Source organism: Maricaulis sp. (genome assembly GCF_048268525.1).
GTDB lineage: Bacteria > Pseudomonadota > Alphaproteobacteria > Caulobacterales > Maricaulaceae > Maricaulis.
In genome coordinates this window covers 73,236-92,475 of record NZ_JBLWVH010000008.1, presented here as the reverse complement: position 1 = coordinate 92,475, position 19,240 = coordinate 73,236, and the positions used below count along the sequence as shown (strand labels likewise).

General features: G+C 62.2%; 19 protein-coding genes. 9 read left to right on the top strand and 10 right to left on the bottom strand.

Annotated features, from left to right (window positions below; all coding sequences use genetic code 11):
* The 5 genes from ACN0X9_RS06435 to rsmI all read right to left on the bottom strand — a co-directional run.
* Window positions 1–972 (bottom strand): YifB family Mg chelatase-like AAA ATPase (locus ACN0X9_RS06435; RefSeq protein WP_417486789.1); only part of this gene is annotated, 972 nt, incomplete at its 3' end.
* 205 nt (window positions 973–1,177) lie between these two features.
* The gene (gshB, locus tag ACN0X9_RS06430) at window positions 1,178–2,125 is read right to left on the bottom strand and encodes a glutathione synthase (protein WP_417486792.1); all 948 of its coding nucleotides are present in this window, start codon (window positions 2,123–2,125) and stop codon (window positions 1,178–1,180) included.
* A complete protein-coding gene (locus ACN0X9_RS06425) occupies window positions 2,125–2,817 on the bottom strand; it encodes a BON domain-containing protein (RefSeq protein WP_417486788.1) in 693 nt (230 codons plus the stop codon). The genes gshB and ACN0X9_RS06425 overlap by 1 nt, the downstream gene beginning before the upstream one ends.
* Before the next feature lie 106 nt (window positions 2,818–2,923).
* A complete protein-coding gene (locus tag ACN0X9_RS06420) occupies window positions 2,924–3,307 on the bottom strand; it encodes a YraN family protein (RefSeq protein ID WP_417486787.1) in 384 nt (127 codons plus the stop codon).
* Window positions 3,304–4,206 carry a 16S rRNA (cytidine(1402)-2'-O)-methyltransferase gene (rsmI, locus tag ACN0X9_RS06415; protein WP_417486786.1) on the bottom strand — a complete coding sequence of 301 codons (903 nt, stop codon included), beginning with the start codon at window positions 4,204–4,206 and terminating at the stop codon, window positions 3,304–3,306. Before rsmI ends, ACN0X9_RS06420 begins: the two co-directional genes overlap by 4 nt.
* On the opposite strand from rsmI, the gene ACN0X9_RS06410 reads away from it, so the two are divergent.
* Window positions 4,205–5,554, top strand: coding sequence for a penicillin-binding protein activator (locus ACN0X9_RS06410; protein ID WP_417486785.1), 1,350 nt, complete (start codon window positions 4,205–4,207; stop codon window positions 5,552–5,554). The genes rsmI and ACN0X9_RS06410 overlap by 2 nt on opposite strands.
* A 3-nt stretch (window positions 5,555–5,557) precedes the next feature.
* On the opposite strand, the gene hemW is transcribed toward ACN0X9_RS06410, so the two are convergent.
* A complete protein-coding gene (gene hemW / locus ACN0X9_RS06405) occupies window positions 5,558–6,727 on the bottom strand; it encodes a radical SAM family heme chaperone HemW (RefSeq protein WP_417486784.1) in 1,170 nt (389 codons plus the stop codon).
* Window positions 6,724–7,317: an RdgB/HAM1 family non-canonical purine NTP pyrophosphatase gene (gene rdgB, locus ACN0X9_RS06400; RefSeq protein ID WP_417486783.1), complete on the bottom strand. Its 594-nt coding sequence runs from the start codon at window positions 7,315–7,317 to the stop codon at window positions 6,724–6,726. The genes hemW and rdgB overlap by 4 nt, the downstream gene beginning before the upstream one ends.
* A 381-nt stretch (window positions 7,318–7,698) precedes the next feature.
* On the opposite strand from rdgB, the gene ACN0X9_RS06395 reads away from it, so the two are divergent.
* Both ACN0X9_RS06395 and ACN0X9_RS06390 read left to right on the top strand, forming a co-directional pair.
* Window positions 7,699–8,253, top strand: coding sequence for a DUF2975 domain-containing protein (locus ACN0X9_RS06395; RefSeq protein WP_417486782.1), 555 nt, complete (start codon window positions 7,699–7,701; stop codon window positions 8,251–8,253).
* A 13-nt stretch (window positions 8,254–8,266) separates the two neighbouring features.
* Window positions 8,267–8,497, top strand: coding sequence for a helix-turn-helix transcriptional regulator (locus tag ACN0X9_RS06390; RefSeq protein WP_323760753.1), 231 nt, complete (start codon window positions 8,267–8,269; stop codon window positions 8,495–8,497).
* Between the two features lie 170 nt (window positions 8,498–8,667).
* Here the strand turns inward: ACN0X9_RS06390 and rph are convergent, their stop codons facing one another.
* Window positions 8,668–9,384: a ribonuclease PH gene (gene rph, locus ACN0X9_RS06385; RefSeq protein WP_417486781.1), complete on the bottom strand. Its 717-nt coding sequence runs from the start codon at window positions 9,382–9,384 to the stop codon at window positions 8,668–8,670.
* A gap of 145 nt (window positions 9,385–9,529) precedes the next feature.
* Here rph and hrcA point away from each other — a divergent pair, with 145 nt between their 5' ends.
* From hrcA to ACN0X9_RS06370, 3 genes are all read left to right on the top strand, one after another.
* Window positions 9,530–10,609 (top strand): heat-inducible transcriptional repressor HrcA, encoded by a 1,080-nt coding sequence (hrcA, locus tag ACN0X9_RS06380; protein WP_304074327.1) that lies wholly within the window; start codon window positions 9,530–9,532, stop codon window positions 10,607–10,609.
* A 7-nt stretch (window positions 10,610–10,616) separates the two neighbouring features.
* On the top strand, window positions 10,617–11,249 hold the full coding sequence (grpE, locus tag ACN0X9_RS06375) for a nucleotide exchange factor GrpE (protein ID WP_417486780.1): 633 nt from the start codon (window positions 10,617–10,619) through the stop codon (window positions 11,247–11,249).
* Window positions 11,250–11,357: 108 nt separating this feature from the next.
* Window positions 11,358–12,878, top strand: a complete 1,521-nt coding sequence (locus ACN0X9_RS06370) for an FMN-binding glutamate synthase family protein (protein WP_417486791.1) — start codon at window positions 11,358–11,360, stop codon at window positions 12,876–12,878.
* Window positions 12,879–12,957: 79 nt separating this feature from the next.
* Here ACN0X9_RS06370 and ACN0X9_RS06365 read toward each other — a convergent pair whose 3' ends face one another.
* Complete coding sequence (locus ACN0X9_RS06365; RefSeq protein WP_417486779.1) at window positions 12,958–13,305, bottom strand: glycine zipper 2TM domain-containing protein; 348 nt, start codon at window positions 13,303–13,305, stop codon at window positions 12,958–12,960.
* An 860-nt stretch (window positions 13,306–14,165) separates the two neighbouring features.
* Entirely contained in the window at window positions 14,166–14,819 is a 654-nt protein-coding gene (locus tag ACN0X9_RS06360; protein WP_417486778.1) for an alpha-ketoglutarate-dependent dioxygenase AlkB, read from the bottom strand.
* A 335-nt stretch (window positions 14,820–15,154) separates the two neighbouring features.
* Between ACN0X9_RS06360 and dnaK the strand changes: the two genes are divergently transcribed.
* The 3 genes from dnaK to dnaJ are packed head-to-tail and all read left to right on the top strand — an operon-like array spanning window position 15,155 to window position 19,175.
* Window positions 15,155–17,065: a molecular chaperone DnaK gene (gene dnaK, locus ACN0X9_RS06355; protein ID WP_417486777.1), complete on the top strand. Its 1,911-nt coding sequence runs from the start codon at window positions 15,155–15,157 to the stop codon at window positions 17,063–17,065.
* A gap of 56 nt (window positions 17,066–17,121) precedes the next feature.
* The gene (locus ACN0X9_RS06350) at window positions 17,122–17,988 is read left to right on the top strand and encodes an FkbM family methyltransferase (RefSeq protein ID WP_417486776.1); all 867 of its coding nucleotides are present in this window, start codon (window positions 17,122–17,124) and stop codon (window positions 17,986–17,988) included.
* Window positions 17,988–19,175, top strand: a complete 1,188-nt coding sequence (gene dnaJ, locus ACN0X9_RS06345) for a molecular chaperone DnaJ (RefSeq protein WP_417486775.1) — start codon at window positions 17,988–17,990, stop codon at window positions 19,173–19,175. Before ACN0X9_RS06350 ends, dnaJ begins: the two co-directional genes overlap by 1 nt.
* Window positions 19,176–19,240: the final 65 nt, after the last annotated feature.

The window sequence follows — 19,240 nt, the reverse complement described above, 5'->3', positions numbered from 1 at the left end:
GATCGAGCCGGTTTCCAAGGGTTGCCGCAGGCTGTCGAGCACTTGCGGATGGAATTCCGGCAATTCATCAAGGAAGAGCACGCCCCGATGCGCCAGGGAAGCTTCACCCGGTCTCGCCCGACTGCCGCCTCCGACCATTGCCGCCATCGACGCCGAATGGTGGGGCGCACGAAATGGCCGGTTTCGGGTGAGGCGACCGCGCTCCAGCAGACCGGCGACCGAGTGGATCATCGAAACATCGAGCAATTCCGGCGCCGTAAGCGGCGGCAACAATCCGGGCAGTCGTTCCGCCAACATCGATTTGCCAGAGCCCGGTGGTCCGATCATCAACAGGTTGTGATGCCCGGCAGCGGCGATTTCCAGGGCCCGCTTGGCGCCTTCCTGGCCCTTGACCTGCTTCAGATCGACCTGCGGACCGGCTTCGATCAGTTCGCCGGGCACCGGTCGGTCAAGCACCTGACTTCCCTTGAAGTGGTTGATCAGCTGGATCAGCGTCGCGGGCGCGAGAATGGCCAGATCGCCCCCGGCCCATGCCGCTTCAGGTCCACATCCCTCGGGACAGACAAGCGCCCTGCCGGACGCGTGGGCCGCGACTGCCGCGGGCAGCGCACCCGGCGCTGACCGGATACGCGCATCCGCGCCGAGCTCCCCGAAAGCGAGATAGTCCTCGGCCACATCCTTGGGCAGGATATCAAGTTCTGCGAGAACCCCGATCGCGATCGGCAAGTCAAAATGCGCCCCTTCTTTGGGCTGGTCGGCCGGCGCGAGGTTCACAATCAACCGTTTGGAAGGCAGCGACAGTCCCAGGGCCGAAAATGCCGCGCGAACCCGCTCACGGCTCTCGGCTACGGCCTTGTCAGCAAGACCAACGATCGAAAATATGGGCTGGGAACCACCCGCAACCTGAACCTGTACATCGACGATCCGGGCTTCAGAGCCGTGAAAGGCGACAGATGCCGTCCGTGCTGCCACATCATTTCTCCCGACATATCGGGGAATTGATTCACAGAACCCCGCCTGTGTCGCGCCCCGCCACCAGATGTGAAACACAGGCTGCGCCACCCGCTGACAACGTTAACCATCCGGCATCATTGGGTTTTCCACAGGCTTGATCACATCAGGATCAAAACAGGAACAAATCATGCACGAGTTAACTGAACACGTCAAGCGTGTGTTGTTAGTCGCCGATCCTTCGCGCGACCGCATCCCAGAAGGCCGCACAGGTGTCGATGCCGGAAAAGCGCTTGAGTTCCTGAACGCCGGTTGGCGATGTCACATTGATCTCGGTCAACCGGTCACCGATCACGTCGATGCCGACAAGCACAAGGTCGCGCTCTTTCAGGACCGGGCCGATCGCGTCGCAGATCCGCATGTCACTGTCCGACAGGTCTGATTGCTCGGCAACGCCGCCGACATGCATGTTCGAACGGGTCTGTCCGCTCTGGGGCACCCGGTTGATGGCGCCGACCGGCTCGCCATCAATGATCAGGATGCGCTTGTCGCCTGCCGAAACAGCCGGCAGGAAAGCCTGCGCGATGACCGGCTCTCGGGATTGCGCAAAGAAGGTCTCCAGCAGCGCCGAGAAATTGCCGTCGCCGGGCTTGAGGCGGAACACCCCCGCCCCGCCATTGCCATAGAGCGGCTTGATGATGATGTCCTTATGCCGGTCCCGAAAACCTGTCAGAGCTGTCAAGTCACGGGTGATCAGGGTCGGCGGGATGATGTCGGGATAGAGGAGCGGCAGGATCTTTTCCGGGCTCGACCGGACCCAGAAAGGGTCATTCAGGACGAGCGTCTGCCCCTTGAGCATCTCCAGCAGGTGGGCCGCTGTCTGATAGGCCATGTCGAAAGGCGGGTCCTGGCGCATCAGGACCACATCGACATCGCTCGCCAGATCGAGTGTGCGCACCTCGCCTAGGTCGGCATGCTCCCCCTGGACGTGCTTCACCCGGACCGGCCTCGCCCGCGCCAGGATCCGGCCTTCCTGCCAGGCCAGTTGATCAGGATGATAGACGAAAAGTTCGGCGCCGCGCGCCTGCGCCTCTTCCATCAGGGCGAACGTCGTGTCGGCGTCCACATTGACCGTTTCGATCGGGTCCATCTGGACCGCAACACGCCATGCCATCATCTTGTCTCCGAACCGCCCAACAATTGCGGTCCGGAGGTAGGCGCGTCTGACCGGGAATCAACCCCGGGGTTCGCTTCGCCCACACAGGCCTCGGCCCGGCGCTCCCCGCGGGCTGGCAGGTTTGTCGGCACACCGGCGACACGAACATAGGAGACCACCTCCTGCACGCCCTCGACCAGCGAGGCATGGGCGCTGACCCGCTCGAGCTCGCCACGATTGCGGGCGACGCCGAGAATATAGACCCGGCCATTCCGCGTTTCGACATTGAAGTTGATTGACCTCACGGCGCGGTCGGAAATCAGGCGCCCGTTGACCCTGGCAGTGATCTCGGCGTCGCGGGCGCGATCCCGAAAACCCTGCCCGTCCCCGACCTCGATCTCGTTGGCAACATTGCGCACCGCCACGGAGGACCAGGCGAGGCATTCAGCCATCAGACGGTCATCGCTTCGTGGCACACGCCCGGTCAACAAGGCGATCCCCTCTGTCACCTCAACATCGACGCCGTCCAGCGCGAAACCTTCGGACCGCAACATGGCCGACTTGATGCCCACCGAAGCGTTGGTGTCATCCAGCTGTCGCCCGATCGAGCGCTCCGGGCCGACCGAGCCGACGCTGCTGCACGCGGCCGGAACGACCGCCGAGGCGAGTAACGCCAATGCGACCGGGAATGAGGAAAAACGGTTGGCCATGCACGAAACTCCTGTCGAATCGCCCGTGCCCCAGCTTGGGCATTTGCAGACGCGCTACCATGACAAGTCGCGGCGCTTCGGCCAAGCGGCATCGCGACATCCGGTTTTACAACAGATCGCGCGCGCTATCGCCCGGCACCCACGCCGCGCGCCGGTGCTGCGGCCAGCGACCCGGGACGACCAGAACAAGGTCATACCGCAAGTGCAGGTGATGCAGCGAGGATCGCGGTGCGCGCCAGATCGAGGCTGCGCGTGTGATCCGGCCGCGCTGGCGCGGGCCGATCGAATCCAGTGCGTCGGCAAGCGTAGCTCGCGCCTTGACCTCGATGAAGACCAGATACTCACCGCGACGCGCGACCAGGTCTATCTCGCCGGCGGCGGTCCGGGCCCGGTGGTCAAGTAATCGATACCCTTTGACGACCAGCCAGACCATCGCCAACCATTCTGCCCAACGGCCGCGGGCCTCGGCCTGCCGTCGGGCGCGGCTCACCGACCCGTGTCTCCACCCTTGAGGGCGAGGGCCCGCGCGTAAACATCGCGGCGCGACCATCCCGAGGCTTCAGCAACATGTCCCGCCGCCTCTTTGACCCGCATGTCGTCCAGCGCCGCGCGCAGGGCTGCATCGATCCGGCCTGCATCCCAATCGTCGGCCGAAGGGGGGCCAACGACAATCACCACTTCGCCGCGCGGTGCGCCGGCTTCGGCGTAGTGGGCGGCCAAATCGGACAGCGATCCCCGACGGGCTTCCTCGTGCATCTTGGTCAGCTCCCGGCATACCGCTGCCGACCGATCACCCAACACCTTGTGCAGGCTTGCGATCATGGCTGGCAGTCGGGACACGCCTTCATAGAAGACAAGACTGCCGGGGACATGCCGATAGGGTTCCAGCCAGGCCTCACGCGGACCGGTCTTTTGCGGCGGAAAGCCGGCAAAGGTGAAGCAGTCGGTCGGCAGGCCGGCGATGGCAAGGGCGGCGAGAACCGCGGATGCGCCAGGAATGGCAACGACCGGGATTTCGGCCGCGATCACGTCACGGGCCAGCTTGTAGCCGGGGTCGGAGACCAGTGGTGTGCCGGCGTCCGACACCAGTGCGATCCGGGCCCCCGCCTGCAGGTCCGCCAGGATACCGGGACGGACACGCTCGCCATTATGATCATGATAGGCCGTCAGCTCGACCTTCAACCCGTAGGCATCAAGCAGTCGGCGGGTGACCCGCGTGTCTTCGGCGAGGACCCGATCTGCCTGACCCAACACATCCAGAGCCCGCAAGGTGATGTCGCGCAAATTGCCGATTGGCGTCGAAACCAGATAAAGGCCCGGCCCGAGCGCTTGCTCCTTGCCGCCGCGGCGGATAGCTTCGCCAAGAATTTCCCGGGATGTTTCGGTCATGCTTTCAGTCTTCAATTCGCGTATCGCCCTGTCGGACGGCACTCTGGCACAAAGCCGCGCCCTGCGCTGCCTTGCTGTCATCTCGTTGGTCGGTGCCCTCGCAGCTTGCGGTACGACCCAGACGACACCGCCACCGCCGGTCTTCGTTCCGCCCGAGCCTGTAATCGAACAACCTGTCGAGATTGAGCCGGAGCCGTTTGAAGAGCCGGTCGCGACCGGCCTCATCCCGCCGCACATGGCCGATCGGGAAATTGCCCGGGTTGCAGTCCTGTTGCCCTTCTCGGCCGACAGCTCCGGCGCCCGATCCGAAGCGATCCGGCTGCTGCACTCCGCCGAGCTGGCACTGTTCGAGCGCGGCAGCGGCAATCTGCTGATGATCCCGAAAGATACGCAAGGCACCGCCGATGGTGCCCGTGAAGCGGCCCGCGCGGCCATCGAGGACGGTGCCGACATCATTATCGGCCCCCTGTTCGGACCCGCCGTTTCCGCCGCCGGCCAGGTGGCCCGCCAGGCCAATGTACCGGTCATAGCCTTCACCACTGACACAAGCATTGCCGGCGATGGTGTCTACCTGATGAGCTTTCCGCCGGAGATCGAGGTCGCCCGGATTACCGAGTATGCGACACGTCGCGGCGTCGAGCGCTTTGCCTATCTCGGCCCGCAGAACCGCTACGGAATGGCCGTGCATGCGGCTTTGCAGGACAATGCCGCGATGACCGGTGGATACATCGCCGCAGAAAGCTTCTACACCGGCGATGTCGAGGCCATGGCCCGGGCGTCGGCCCGATTGGCTGAAGGCGTTTTTGAACCGCTGACACCCGAAGAAGCCGATGAGCTGCGCCTGCTTGAGTGGGAACCGGATCCGGAAGCGCCATTCCAGGCCGTGATGTTGCCGGAGGGCGGAACCAAGCTTCGTGCATTGGGCCCGTTGCTGATTTCCCAGGCCGTCGACCCGCTTGTCGTCCGCTTCTTGGGTACCGGGCTTTGGAATGACCCCGATTTGCTGCGCGAACCCGCCCTGCGGGGCGGATGGTTTGCCGGTCCGGACCTGAGCGCCCGCACCGCCTTCGAGACGGCATATGAGGCCAGCTATGGAAGCGAGCCGTCCCGGATCGCCAGCTTGGCTTATGACGCGATGAGCCTTGCAGCCCATCTGGACGGCGGCGAGCGCGGCTTCAGCCGCGAGGCGATCGAGGAAGACCAGGGCTTCCTCGGCGCTGACGGCCTGTTCCGCTTCCGGACCACCGGTATGATCGAGCGGGGACTTGCGATTTACGAGATGCGGTCACGCGGGTTCCGTGAAATCGAGCCGGCTCCGCTGTCCTTCGAACCGGAAGCCGCCTTTTAGATTCTAGGGCAGAATTTCGCGGGTCACGCGGTCAGCGAGGAGGCGACCCTGCTCGGTCAGCTTCACGCGGGCACCCGCCCGCTGCAGGAAACCGTCGCCAACCATCCGGTCGATTGCACCGGCATCCGGTGCGCACCCGGTCGTCGCTAGAAGATGATCGAGGTCGAGTCCATCAATGACCCGCAGGCCGAGAAACGCGCGCTCCACCAGATCATCTTCCGGTGCCAGGCGCTCCAGCCCATCCACAGCAATACCGGACCCCGCATTGCTGACGGCAGCGATATAATCTGCCGGGCGGCGACAGGCCGTGGTTGCAACCCGGCCACGGCCCGATGACTGCCCCAGGCGGCCATGGGCACCGGGACCGACGCCGATCCAGTCGCCACCCTCCCAGTATATGCGGTTATGAACCGATTGATCGGCCAGCGATCGCGCGTGATTGGACACTTCATAGGCGGGAAAGCCATGGCTCGCACACAAGTCCTGCGTCGCCTCGTAGAGATCGGCGGCGCTGTCGCCATCGACTGCCAAGGTTTCACCCCGCTCTGTCCGTTTTCCGAACGCTGTCCCTGGCTCGATGGTGAGCTGATAGGCGGAGACATGACCGGCACCGCTTTCCAGCGCCTCGCCCAGCTCGCGGGACCAGGCGTCGACGGTCTGCCCGGACTGGGCATAGATCATGTCCACCGAAACCCGTGCAAAAGCCGACAGCGCCGCGTCGATGGCCTCCCGAGCCTGACCAGCATCATGATCCCGGCCGAGCCTCGCCAGGACCGTGTCGTCGAAACTCTGGACGCCCAGAGAGAGCCGCGCGACCCCAGCCCGCCCGATCGCCGCAAATCGGGCCCGGTCCGCCGGATTGGCTTCCAGGCCTATCTCGGCACCGGCTTCAAACCCCCACAATCGCTCCGCAGTGTCGATCACCCGCTCGATCCATGCCGGTTGCATGAGTGAGGGGGTGCCGCCGCCGAAATGGAGACTGGCCAGCCGCCGTGCGCCGGTCTTGCCCCTCCAATCCGCCATGTCGGCCAGGATGGCGGTCAGCAGCGCCTCGACATCACCCTTGGGTCGATAGACATTGAAATCACAATAGGGGCAGATCCGGGCGCAATAGGGCCAGTGCAGGTAGAGCCCCAGCGCATCGCCAAGTTGCAGGCCGCCCGCTTCGGTCACGATCCGAACTCGGCCGCGATCATGGCATCGAGTGCGCGTGCCCGGTGGCTGAGCTGGCGTTTTCCGTCGGCGCTCATCTCGCCAAATGTGATGCCATGCCCCACAGGCTGGAAGATCGGGTCATAACCGAAACCGCCCGTTCCACGGGGCGGCCAGACAATCTCGCCCACGACTTCACCTTCGAAGAAGCGCACTTCGGCTCCGGGCCGCGCCAGAGCAATGGTACAGACAAAGCGCGCGGTGCGGTCCGTCGCGCCAGCCGCAGACAATTCAGTGTCGACCCGCTGCATCGCGCGCATGAAATCACGCGGCTCGCCGGCCCAACGCGCCGAGTAGATGCTAGGATCACCACCCAGTGCATCGACCGACAGGCCGGAATCGTCAGCGACACAGGGCAAGCCGGTCGCTTCACAGGCGGCGCGCGCCTTCAGGGCCGCATTGCCACGAAATGTTGTCTCGGTTTCATCGGGTTCAGGAAGATCAAGGTCCGCGGCACTCTTCAGGGCGACGCCAAAAGGCGTGAGGATTTGCTCCATCTCCTTGATCTTGCCTGCATTATGACTGGCTAGGACCCAAGTTTCGCGTGCCATTTTCAGCCCTTTCGATCCGTTTACATATCGCCTTTCGAAAAATTCATATCGAAAAACGATATTTTCTGCTTGCGCTCACCAATCTTTGCGTTTATCGATAAACAACAAGGACGGGAAACGTCGTCCGAACAACGTGAATGACAACGGTAATTGGTCAGATACAAGATAAAGGAAACAGTGAAATGGTCAGGTCCAACAAATCAGGCATCCAGATGATCGGCTCCATCGCCATCAACGTGATGCTGCTGGTCTCGGTCGCGGCAGGTGCGTTCTACGCGATTGCCCCGGTCACGGCATGATGGAAAAAGTCGCGTGAGGTCCGGAAGGCCGGGCTAAGGTTTACGGACCTCGCGTGCGACGCCTAACAGGGAAGGGGCGGTCATGAAGACACTGGGGAGCGGATCACTTGTATCCGTCTTGAAGGTGGTACTGGACATTGTCTGGTACCTGGCCTGGGGTCTGTTGGCCTTTGCTGCCCTTGTCCTGATTGCCACAGGAACCCTCCTGGCGATGGACTGGCTCGGCTATTCGCCGAATTTCCTGACCGACCTGTTTCAGGCGATCCGGGATTTTGGTGGGGCCTATCCGATCCTGATCGCCCACATCATCGCATTCCTGGTCGTCAATGACCGACTTCGCCGGATCTTTTCAACGCTTGTCGCCGGCGACCCCTTTGTGCCGGAGAACGCGGGTCACCTGCGGCTGATCGCCATCGCCATCGCCGTCTTCCAGATCCTGCGCTACCTCACCCAGGGCGCTGTCGCGATGGTAATGACCTTGTTGCACGCCGATGCGCCGGTCGTCGGCGGGGTGGAAATCAACAAGCTGGGAAGTTTCGATCTCGGCGCCTGGTTTGCGGTTCTGGCGTTGTTGGTACTGGCGGAAGTGTTCCGCGAAGGCGCGCGGATGCGCCAAGAACAAAAATTGACGATTTAGGGAGACGCACACCATGCCCATTCGCGTCACTCTTGATCGCATGCTCCTCGAGCGCCGCATGTCGCTGACCGAACTCTGCGACCGTGTCGGCATCACCATGGCCAACCTGTCCATCCTCAAGACAGGCAAGGCCAAGGCCGTCCGCTTCTCGACCCTGGAAGCGCTGTGCCGCGAACTGGGTTGTCAGCCCGGCGACCTGCTTGGATTTGATGATGAGGATGACGACGCCGACGCAGCCGAATAGGCGCGAGCGTCTCACAAAACCGCCGACCCCCGGGTCGACGGGACAGACGGCGGGGGTGGGCCTGCACGGTAGCCCCTTCCCAAAGAGGCCGTGCGGGCCGTTTCCAGCCCCCCAGCGCGCCCCCGCCGTCTGTTCTTTAATTCACCCGGCTTGACGCCGGAGTGCAAGCCCTAACCCTTCAAAGCCGCCAGCTGTGCCTCGCACAGATCGACGACACCCGCTTTCGCCAAGGCGAACAGCAGGTCGAAATCGCTCTCGGGGATCGGCTTGTCTTCGGCGGTGGCCTGGATCTCGACGATGCCGCCGGTATTGGTCAGAACGAAATTCGCGTCGGCCTCGGCACGACGGTCTTCCTCGTATTCCAGATCAAGGCGGGTCTCGCCATCGATTACGCCACAGGAAATGGCGGCGAGCTGGCCGTGGACAGGGTCGCTGGTCAGCAAGCCTTCCTCGATCAGATAGGCGGTGGCCTGTTTCAGCGCGACCCAGGCACCAGTGATTGCCGCTGTGCGGGTGCCGCCATCGGCCTGCAGCACATCACAGTCGATGGTGATCTGGCGTTCGCCGAGCGCCTTGAGATCCACGACGGCGCGCAGGGAGCGACCGATCAGGCGCTGGATTTCCTGGGTCCGGCCGGACTGCTTGCCGGCGGTCGCTTCGCGGCGCGAACGGGTATGAGTGGCCCGCGGCAGCATGCCGTACTCCGCCGTCACCCAGCCCTTGCCGCCGCCCCGCATCCACGGCGGAACACTCTCCTCAATGCTGGCCGTGCACAGCACATGGGTGCCGCCAAAACGCGCCAGACAGGAGCCTTCCGCATAGACCGAGACACCGGCTTCCAGCTTGATTTCACGCATTGCGTCGCGCGCACGTCCATGGGGTCTCATCATCATCTCCGGTTTGGCAGCTATATCGACCCCGCTCCTAGCGGCGTTGCGGGCCGGCATCAAGCAGGCATGTCGCGACCATAGGCTGGCGCTTCGCTCGCAAAGCGGATTGAACAGGCGCCCCGGCACGACTAATTGAAGAGGCATGTCCCTGACCGCCCCGCAATCGGCCCTGGCCGCGCTCGATGACCGCATGCGCACGATCTTTCGCGAGATCGTTGAGGCCTATCTGCGCTCAGGCGATCCAGTTGGGTCGCGGACCCTGTCCCAGAGCGGCAATCTTTCCCTGTCGCCAGCCTCCATCCGCAACACGATGGCGGACCTGGCCGATCTCGGCCTATTGAGCGCGCCGCATGCCAGCGCCGGACGAATGCCAACCCATGCCGGCCTGCGCCTGTTCGTGGACGGGCTGCTGCAGGTTGGCGAATTGTCGGCCGATGAGCGCAAGGCGATTGAAGGGCAGGTCTCGATGTCGGGGCGCTCGACCAAGGATTTGCTGACCGAGGCGACCTCATTGCTGGGCGGCTTGTCCGGTGGCGCAGGCCTTGTCGTCACCCAGAAACGCGAAGCACCGCTGCGCCATGTCGAATTCGTGCCGCTGTCCAAGGTCGAGATGCTGGGCGTGCTGGTGTTCGAGGATGGCAGCGTCGAGAACCGGCTGATGCGCACGCCCGACGGTATTCCTCCGGCGGCGCTGATCGATGCCGGGAACTATCTGTCGACACGCCTCAAGGGCCGCACGCTGAGCGACGCCCGCAAGGCCATCGAGCAGGAAATCGCCGAACGCCGTTCGGCCCTCGACAGCGCTGCCGAAGGCCTGGTCAAGCAGGGCCTGGCAGACTGGAGCGGCGGCAAGGGGCAGGAGCGCTCCCTTATCGTTCGCGGCCAGTCCCGCCTGCTGGAAAGCCTTGATGCGGTCGGCGACCTGGAACGCATCCGCCTGCTGTTCGAGGATATCGAACGCAAGGAAGAGCTGGTCACCTTGCTGGACAAGGCCCGCGACGCGGAAGGTGTGCGCCTGTTCATCGGCGCAGAGAACCCGCTTTTCAGCCTGTCGGGTTCCAGTGTGATCGTGGCTCCCTATATGAATGCCGAACAGGAAATCATCGGCGCCTTGGGTGTAATTGGCCCCACCCGTTTGAACTATGCCCGTGTTATCCCCCTCGTCGACTACACCGCCCGTGTGGTCGGACAGATACTGGACAGCGCCCGATCGCGAGAGTGAAGACAAAATGAGCGACACAGAGAACAAGCCGCAAGACGACATCGAAACGCCGGAAGACGAAGCCGTTGAGGCCGAGGCGTCGAACGAAGCCAGTGAAGCCGAGACCGAGCTGGACCCGGTACTGCAGCTGACCGCTGAGCTCGATTCCATGCGCGACAAGCTGCTGCGTGCCCTCGCCGAAGCCGAGAACACGCGTCGCCGCGCCGAGCGCGATGTGGCCGATGCGCGCAGCTACGCCGTCTCCAGCTTTGCCAAGGACATGCTGGATGTGTCCGACAATCTCTCGCGCGCAGTCGGCTCGGTCGACGAAGCCGCGCTGGCCGATGTGCCGGACGCGGTGAAGAATGTGGTCGAAGGCGTCGCGATGACCGAAAAGGCGCTGATCTCCAAGATGGAGCGTCACGGCGTCAAGAAGGTCGACCCGCAGCCGGGCGACACATTCGACCCCCACAAACACCAGGCCGTGGCCCAGATCCCGTCGGATCAGGGTGCCGGCAAGATTGCGGCGGTCATGCAGACCGGCTTCGTGATCGGAGAGCGGACCCTGCGCGCCGCCATGGTTGCCGTCTCCTCCGGCCCGGCGGCCGGTGGCGGTGACGCGGAGGGCGGTTCCGGCGGCAATGTCGATGTGAAGGCCTGAGCCGGGTCACTTCTGATCACTGCCGCAGCAGCCGACCCAACAATCACTCGCCTTGCGCCGGACAGCGAGCCATGATGCCCGCGGATCAGGCGGGAGATGATCATGTCGATGCTACCGGGCTGGACGATGGACGTGATGAACGTCCTGACCCAGATATTCGTTCTCGCAATTGGCGTGGCGGCATTGGTGGTGCTGCTGATGTACGCGGTAGATATCGCGCAAACCCGTGACGCCATTCGCCGAAACTACCCCGTCGTTGGCCGCTTCCGCTCGCTTTTCACGACGCTGGGGGAGTTCTTCCGGCAATATTTCTTTGCCATGGATCGCGAGGAATTGCCGTTCAACCGGGCCGAGCGTGAATGGGTCTACCGATCATCGGAAGGCAAGGGCGGCACGATTCCGTTCGGTTCGACCAAGCCGATGGACAGGCCCGGCAATGCCATTTTTGTCAATTGCCCTTTCCCGTTGCTGGATGATCACGCCGCCAGGACGCAGCCGATGCGGATCGGGCCGGATGCCCGCACCCCCTACGACGCACCGTCCTTCTTCAATATCTCCGGCATGAGCTATGGCGCGCTGTCGAAACCGGCGGTACGGGCCCTGTCGCGCGGTGCGTCCAAGGCCGGGATCTGGATGAATACCGGCGAAGGCGGCCTGTCGCCGATGCACCTGGAAGGTGGATGCGACATCGTTTTCCAGATCGGTACCGCCAAATATGGAGTGCGGGACAGTGAAGGCGCCCTGTCGGACGAAAGATTGCGCGCTGTTGCCGGTCATGATCAGGTCCGCATGTTCGAGCTCAAGCTTTCGCAAGGTGCCAAACCAGGCAAGGGCGGAATCCTGCCGGCTGAAAAAGTGACACGCGAAGTGGCCAGTATCCGCGGCATTCCCGCAGGCCAGGCCTCCATATCTCCGAACCGGCATCCGGAGTTCGACGATATCGGCGGCCTGCTCGACATGATCGCCCGCATTCGCGAGGTCACCGGCAAACCGGTCGGGTTCAAGGCTGTGATCGGCGCCTATGGCTGGATCGAGGAGATGTGCGTCGAGATCACCAAGCGGGGGCCGGAAAGCGCCCCGGATTTCTTCACCATCGACAGCGGTGATGGCGGCACCGGTGCCGCTCCCATGGCCTTGATGGACAATGTCGGCCTGACCATTCGCGAAAGCCTGCCGATCGTTGTCACCCTGCTCGAACGCTATGGCCTCAAGCAGCGGATACGCGTCATCGCCTCCGGAAAGCTGCTGACCCCGGGTGCAGTGGCCTGGGCTCTGGCTGCGGGCGCTGATTTCATCCAGTGCGGCCGCGGCTTCATGTTCTCGCTGGGCTGCATCCAGGCGCTCAAATGTCACCAGAATACCTGCCCGACCGGCGTCACCACTCACAGGAAAAACCTGCAACGCGGGCTGGTCGTGAAGGACAAGGCCGAACGGGTGACTATATATGCCGATACAATCCGCAAGCATGTCGAGATGATTGCCCATTCCTGCGGCGTGCCGGAACCGCGCCGACTGGGTCGCAAGCACGTGCGGATCGTCCAGGCCAATGGCCGCTCACTGCCGATGACGGCTATGAGCTATATGCACGACGATGATGGTTCCAACCAGGAATTGCCCCGCCAGGCCTGATGGGTAGCCGCCGACCCAACAAAATAAGGGCGCCGGAACCCGACGGTCCCGGCGCCCTGTCTGTTCCGGCTGAAAATCGCTAGCACGCTCGGTATTCGCCATTGCGCCAATAGGTGCAGCCATCGCGATTGTTGATGTAGTAATAGCGGTTGGCGCGGCTATCGAGATAGAGCTGGGACTGGTTGGGATTGTCCTCGGTCCAGCGACACCCGCCCTCCGAGCGGCAGCCTGCATAGGCGCCAGCCGCACCACCGACGACACCGCCAATGATGGCACCGGTCTCGGCATCACCGGAGCCGGTATTATTGCCGATAACGGCGCCCGCAGCCGCGCCCATGGCCGCGCCGGTGGCCGCTCCGCGGGTTGTTGCGCCGCAGGCCGAAAGGCCGACTACGGCAACAGAAACAATAAGCAGCGACTTCAACATGACGACGTCTCCCGTATTGGTTCAACTTGCATACGGGTGTTAAACGCGTCGCCGGCGCGGAAGTTCCAGCGTCGCGTAAAAACATCATTTGATAAACGACCGCCATCGCCACGCCAAAACAGGATGCGACAGGCAATCGGCGGCGTCCACAAAGTCGTGTTTCCGTCTTCAGCCGCCTCGTGTGCGCTCCATTCATCCGGATTCAGGGGCGTCTCCGTGGGCAGGCGCCAGTAAATCCCACCAATGATCTCGGGCTCTTCGCAGCGGAGCATACCACGTTCCTAGATCGGCAGCGGAGGCTCAATGATCGACCTATTTAAAGACGGATGGTGCGTAGTGACATCGGCCTATGATCCAAGCCGTCCGCAAAAAGATTGGATCAAGGTTCGCTGAAAATTCGAACCCGGTTTATGATTTCGTATTCTAGTAGGTGAGGAAATCATTCGTCATATTCAAAAGTAATATTACCTCGGCGTATCGCGAGCAAATTTCTACAAGTTTTACCCAACTGCGATAACACAAATTTTAGTCGAACCTCACTCGACGGTCTATTTGGATTAAACTTTCACATGATACCTATTTAAGTAGTGCGGGCACTGAAAAGAAATTTTCAGCGCCCGCACCTCATATTATAATTTTACGTTATCGCAAAAAAACTTGACGATCGTGATCAAGTTCGCAAAGATAGAAATGATAGAAAAAATATCCATTGCGCTTACCTCTTATTATATTTTACAGATCACAGTAATAACTGCGTTGCTACACCATGCAGCGTTATCAATATATCATATTATTTTGAATTTGTCAACAACTATATTTTATCGCCGTCACATCGCGTGACACAGAAAAATATTTCAATTTTATAATTCACTTTTTTCGGATCGCTTCACTCGCCGCATCGTCAGATTGATGCGGCCACCTCCGGGAAAAAACTCCTTCGGCAGCAACGTGGACGTCCCGGGGTAGATACGATCAACGCCGTGATAGCAGCGGCGTGCGCCGCCACCGAGAACGACCACATCACCCGAGGACAGCACCATCGACGCGGTCTTGCCGCCGCGCGTCGGGCCGCCGAGGCGGAAGCGGGCCTTGTCGCCAAGCGAGATCGAGATCACAGCGGCGTCCGTCGCCTCCTCATCCCAGTCGACATGCATGCCCATCCGGCTGTCCGGCGCGTACCAGTTGACAAGACAGGCCTCCGGCGACGCAGGGTAGTCGGCCAGCTCCTGCCAAAGCTGCTGCAATAGCGGTGGAATTGCCTGCCAAGCTTGGCCAGTTTCCGGGTGGGCCGGCTCATAGCGATAGCCCCGGGCCTTGTCCGTCACCCAGCCCAAATCGCCGAAATTGGTCATCATCACCGACAGCGGCTGGCCGGTGCGCGGCATGGTCGGCCGCCAGAACGGTGTCGCGTCCTGCGCCGCGATCACGGCATCGATCAGCGAAACCTGCTCGGCTCGCGACAGTCTGCCCGGCAGGAGGCGGAAGCCATCAGGCATGGAGAAGACATCACTCATGCCCCCACGATGAGCCGCCGGTCCGGAGGTGGCCACCCATTGCTTGCGGTTCCCGGGTCGGCCTTGCAGTGCCGGACCGAAGCCGTGAGTCATATCAAATACGTATGAGTGACATGCAACGCAGCTGAGACAGGCCTTGCACTCCTCGCCCCGCCTCCCTAAATCGCCATCAAGCGCAGGGTTATACCTTGCGGATTGAACCAACACCGGTGTCGGCACACCGGCATCATCAATGACGATCCCGAAGGGGGCGGTCAGCGGGATGTGAGGCGCTTCACTCGAAGGCCCTGCATTCGCCGGACGGGTCCCGCTTGGAAAAAACGGAGAGACGATCAATGAGCAAGGTCATCGGCATCGACCTGGGTACGACCAATTCCTGTGTGGCTGTTATGGAAAGCGGCCAACCAAAGGTCATCGAAAATTCCGAAGGCGTCCGGACCACCCCGTCCGTCGTCGCCTTCACCGAGGATGGCGAGCGCCTGATCGGCCAGCCGGCGAAACGCCAGGCCGTCACCAACCCGGACTACACCTTCTTCGCCATCAAGCGCCTGATCGGCCGCATGATGGATGACCCGACGGTCAAGAAGGACATCGACATGGTGCCCTACGCCATCGTCCCGTCCGACAGCAATGACGCCTGGGTCAAGGGTCGCGACAAGAAGTACTCGCCGTCCGAGATTTCCGCCTTCACCCTTCAGAAGATGAAGGAAACGGCGGAAAGTTATCTCGGCGAGAAGGTCGAGAAAGCCGTCATCACGGTCCCGGCCTATTTCGACGACGCCCAGCGTCAGGCCACCAAGGACGCCGGCAAGATCGCCGGCCTGGAAGTCCTGCGCATCATCAACGAGCCGACCGCGGCCGCCCTGGCCTATGGCCTCGACAAGGGTGAGAACAAGACGATCGCCGTGTTCGACCTCGGCGGTGGTACCTTTGACGTCTCGATCCTGGAGATCGGTGACGGCGTGTTCGAGGTGAAGGCCACCAATGGTGACACCTTCCTCGGCGGTGAAGACTTCGACATGCGCATCGTCCAGTACCTTGCGGACGAGTTCAAAAAAGAGAACGGCATCGACCTGAAGTCCGACAAGCTGGCTCTCCAGCGTCTGAAGGAAGAAGCCGAGAAGGCCAAGAAGGAACTCTCCTCGGCCACCTCTTACGAAGTGAATCTGCCTTTCATCACGGCCGACGCGTCGGGCCCGAAACACCTCAACATCAAGCTCTCCCGCGCCAAGCTGGAAGCACTGGTCGAGGATCTGGTCAAGCGTACGCTCGAGCCCTGCAAGAAGGCTCTCAAGGATGCAGGCCTGAGCCCGTCCGACATTGACGATATCGTCCTCGTCGGCGGCATGACCCGCATGCCCAAGGTGCAGGAAGCCGTGAAGGGCTTCTTTGGCAAGGATCCGCACAAGGGTGTGAACCCGGATGAAGTCGTTGCCATGGGCGCTGCCATCCAGGCCGGCGTGCTGCAAGGCGACGTCAAAGACGTGCTGCTGCTCGACGTGACCCCGCTGTCGCTGGGTATCGAGACGCTGGGCGGTGTCTTCACCCGCCTGATCGACCGCAACACGACGATTCCGACCAAGAAATCGCAAACCTTCTCAACCGCCGACGACAACCAGACGGCCGTGACCATCCGCGTGTCGCAGGGCGAGCGTGAAATGGCGGCGGACAACAAACTGCTGGGCCAGTTCGACCTGGTCGGCATCCCGCCCTCACCGCGCGGCCTGCCGCAGATCGAGGTCACCTTCGACATCGACGCCAACGGCATCGTCAACGTGTCCGCCAAGGATAAGGCGACCGGCAAGGAGCAGCAGATCCGCATCCAGGCATCGGGTGGTCTGTCGGACGACGATATCGAGCAAATGGTCAAGGACGCCGAGGCCAATGCCGACGCGGACAAGAAGAAGAAGGAACTCGTCGAAGCCCACAATGGCGCTGAAGCGATGATCCATCAGACCGAGAAGCAGCTCGAAGAGTTCGGCGACAAGGTGCCGGGTGAGGACAAGGACGCCATCGATGCGGCCCTGTCCGAGCTGAAAGAGGTCAAGGATGGCGAGGACCTCGAAGCCATCCAGCAGAAGACCCAGGCCCTGGTCCAGGCGGCCATGAAACTCGGCGAGGCCATGTATGCGGCCCAGCAGACCGAGGCGGCTGAAGCCGATGCCAAGTCCGACGCCGAGGGCGATGATGACGTGGTCGACGCGGAGTTCTCCGAAGTCGACGACGACAAGAAGAAAGACGCGTAAGGTCCGGTTGACCGGGAGGGCTTGATGCCCTCCCGGCCCAACACCAGAGCGTGACCATGACCCGTCCTGATCCCCTGACCGCTCCGTTCGGAGCCTTTTCGCTCTCGCCGCTGGCGGAGCGAATTCGGCGCTTGCCCATGGCCATGCCAGGCGATGCGTTGCGGCGAAGTGCGGAGTCCGTTGTGCGCCGCGCCCTGATGTCCGGCGGACGGGACATCGCCGACATCGAAGTCTTCCCGGGGCAGTTTGCCCGCGTGCATCTGCGCGACAATCGCTGCGAAAAGCGCGTCTTTGCCGGCTCGAAAAGCTGGGACAATGCCGAACGCCGCGCCATCCGTGACGCCATGGAGGCCAGGCCGGTTGGCGAAGACTTTGTCTTTGTCGATGCCGGGGCCAATGCCGGGCTTTACACCCTGTCCGTTCTTTCGGACGCCATGATGCAGTCACGCCCCGTCAAGGCGATCGCGATCGAGCCCGATATCGAGAACCGGCGTCGGCTCGAATTCAATCTTGGCGTTTCCAACGCCACAGCGGTGACGGTATTGCCCTATGCGCTTGGCGCAAAAGAGGGTGAAGGCGCCATGGTCCAGTCGGAAACCAATCGCGGCGAAGTCCATGTCGCTTCGGGCAGCGAAACCGGTGATACGATCCGGCTGCGCCCCCTCAAGGCCGCCCTGGCCGAGGCTGGCACCGACCGGGTCGACGTCATGAAAATGGATATCGAGGGCTTCGAAGAACCCGTTCTCAAAGGGTTCTTCGCCGACGCGCCTCGCAGCCTCTGGCCGACAATGATCCTTCTCGAGACCCGGCATGAAGCAGCCATCACCGATGGCGCCGCCGGTCTCTGTCTTGAACACGGCTATGAAGTAGCCCAGCAAATGCGGCAAAACGCGGTTCTGGTTTTGCCGACAGGTGACGAGTAATGAGCAAACGCGATTTCTATGAAGTCCTGGGTGTCGAGAAAGGCGCTGACGAAAAGACGCTGAAAAGCGCCTATCGCAAGCAGGCCATGAAATTCCACCCGGACCGCAATCCGGGCGATGCCGCGGCAGAAGCCAGTTTCAAGGAAGTCGGCGAAGCGTATTCCGTCTTGTCCGACCCGAACAAGCGCGCCGCCTATGATCGCATGGGTCATGCTGCGTTTGAACAGGGTGGCGGCATGGGTGGCGGCCAGGGTCCGTTCGGCGGCGGCGGCGGGGCGGCTGATTTCGCTGACATTTTCGAGCAGGTCTTCGGTGAAGCCTTCAACATGGGTGGCGGTGGTGGTCGTCGTGGCGGACGCGGTCATGCCGGTCCGGCGCGCGGGTCCGACCTCCGCTTCGACATGGAAATTTCGCTCGAGGATGCATTCAACGGCAAGGACGAAACCATCAAGGTGCCGACCGCCATGAATTGCGAGCGTTGCGATGGTCAGGGCAATGAACCCGGCACGGAGCTGGAAACCTGTGGCACCTGCCAAGGTGCCGGACGCATCAGACGCTCCCAGGGTTTCTTCACCATGGAGCAGACCTGCCCGCAATGTGGTGGGCGCGGCCAGTATGTGAAGACACCCTGCAATGACTGCGATGGTGTCGGTCGGGTCCGCAAGACCCGTACTCTCAACGTCACTGTTCCGGCCGGCGTCGAGGATGGCACCCGGATCCGGCTCGCCGGCGAAGGTGAGGCCGGAGCCCGCGGCGGACCGCGCGGCGATCTCTACATTTTCATCTCCGTGCGTGAACACGAAATTTTCGAACGCGACGGACCCAATCTCTATTGCCGAACGCCGGCTTCCATGGTCCAGGCGGCGCTGGGATGCACGATTCAGGTCCCCACCATCGAAGGCGGCAAGGCCGAGATGAAGATCGCCGAAGGCGCCCAAACCGGCAAGCGGATGCGGATGCGTGGCAAGGGCATGCCGCGACTTCGCGGTGGACCGCGTGGCGACATGATCGTCGAACTGTTTGTCGAAACGCCGCGCAATCTGTGCGACCGGCAGAAAGAGCTCCTGAAGGAGTTCTGCGACCTGTCCGGTGAGGGCTGCAACCCGGACAGCGCCGGCTTCTTCAACAAGGTCAAACAATTCTGGGAAGACGTCACCACCGATGACGGACGACCCAACGCCGGCTGAACACGCCGAACTGGCGGCGTGACATCCCCTCGCAGAGCGGATTAGGTTTCCTGACACACGCCGCT

Coding starts and splice junctions, on each gene's coding strand:
- ACN0X9_RS06360 (WP_417486778.1), bottom strand. CDS start 14,819: ATGAGTGATGTCTTCTCCATGCCTGATGGCTTCCGCCTCCTGCCGGGC.
- ACN0X9_RS06395 (WP_417486782.1), top strand. CDS start 7,699: ATGAAGACACTGGGGAGCGGATCACTTGTATCCGTCTTGAAGGTGGTA.
- ACN0X9_RS06350 (WP_417486776.1), top strand. CDS start 17,122: ATGACCCGTCCTGATCCCCTGACCGCTCCGTTCGGAGCCTTTTCGCTC.
- rsmI (WP_417486786.1), bottom strand. CDS start 4,206: ATGACCGAAACATCCCGGGAAATTCTTGGCGAAGCTATCCGCCGCGGC.
- ACN0X9_RS06390 (WP_323760753.1), top strand. CDS start 8,267: ATGCCCATTCGCGTCACTCTTGATCGCATGCTCCTCGAGCGCCGCATG.
- grpE (WP_417486780.1), top strand. CDS start 10,617: ATGAGCGACACAGAGAACAAGCCGCAAGACGACATCGAAACGCCGGAA.
- dnaJ (WP_417486775.1), top strand. CDS start 17,988: ATGAGCAAACGCGATTTCTATGAAGTCCTGGGTGTCGAGAAAGGCGCT.
- rdgB (WP_417486783.1), bottom strand. CDS start 7,317: ATGGCACGCGAAACTTGGGTCCTAGCCAGTCATAATGCAGGCAAGATC.
- ACN0X9_RS06425 (WP_417486788.1), bottom strand. CDS start 2,817: ATGGCCAACCGTTTTTCCTCATTCCCGGTCGCATTGGCGTTACTCGCC.
- ACN0X9_RS06410 (WP_417486785.1), top strand. CDS start 4,205: ATGCTTTCAGTCTTCAATTCGCGTATCGCCCTGTCGGACGGCACTCTG.
- hrcA (WP_304074327.1), top strand. CDS start 9,530: ATGTCCCTGACCGCCCCGCAATCGGCCCTGGCCGCGCTCGATGACCGC.
- ACN0X9_RS06370 (WP_417486791.1), top strand. CDS start 11,358: ATGCTACCGGGCTGGACGATGGACGTGATGAACGTCCTGACCCAGATA.
- rph (WP_417486781.1), bottom strand. CDS start 9,384: ATGAGACCCCATGGACGTGCGCGCGACGCAATGCGTGAAATCAAGCTG.
- dnaK (WP_417486777.1), top strand. CDS start 15,155: ATGAGCAAGGTCATCGGCATCGACCTGGGTACGACCAATTCCTGTGTG.
- ACN0X9_RS06365 (WP_417486779.1), bottom strand. CDS start 13,305: ATGTTGAAGTCGCTGCTTATTGTTTCTGTTGCCGTAGTCGGCCTTTCG.
- gshB (WP_417486792.1), bottom strand. CDS start 2,125: ATGGCATGGCGTGTTGCGGTCCAGATGGACCCGATCGAAACGGTCAAT.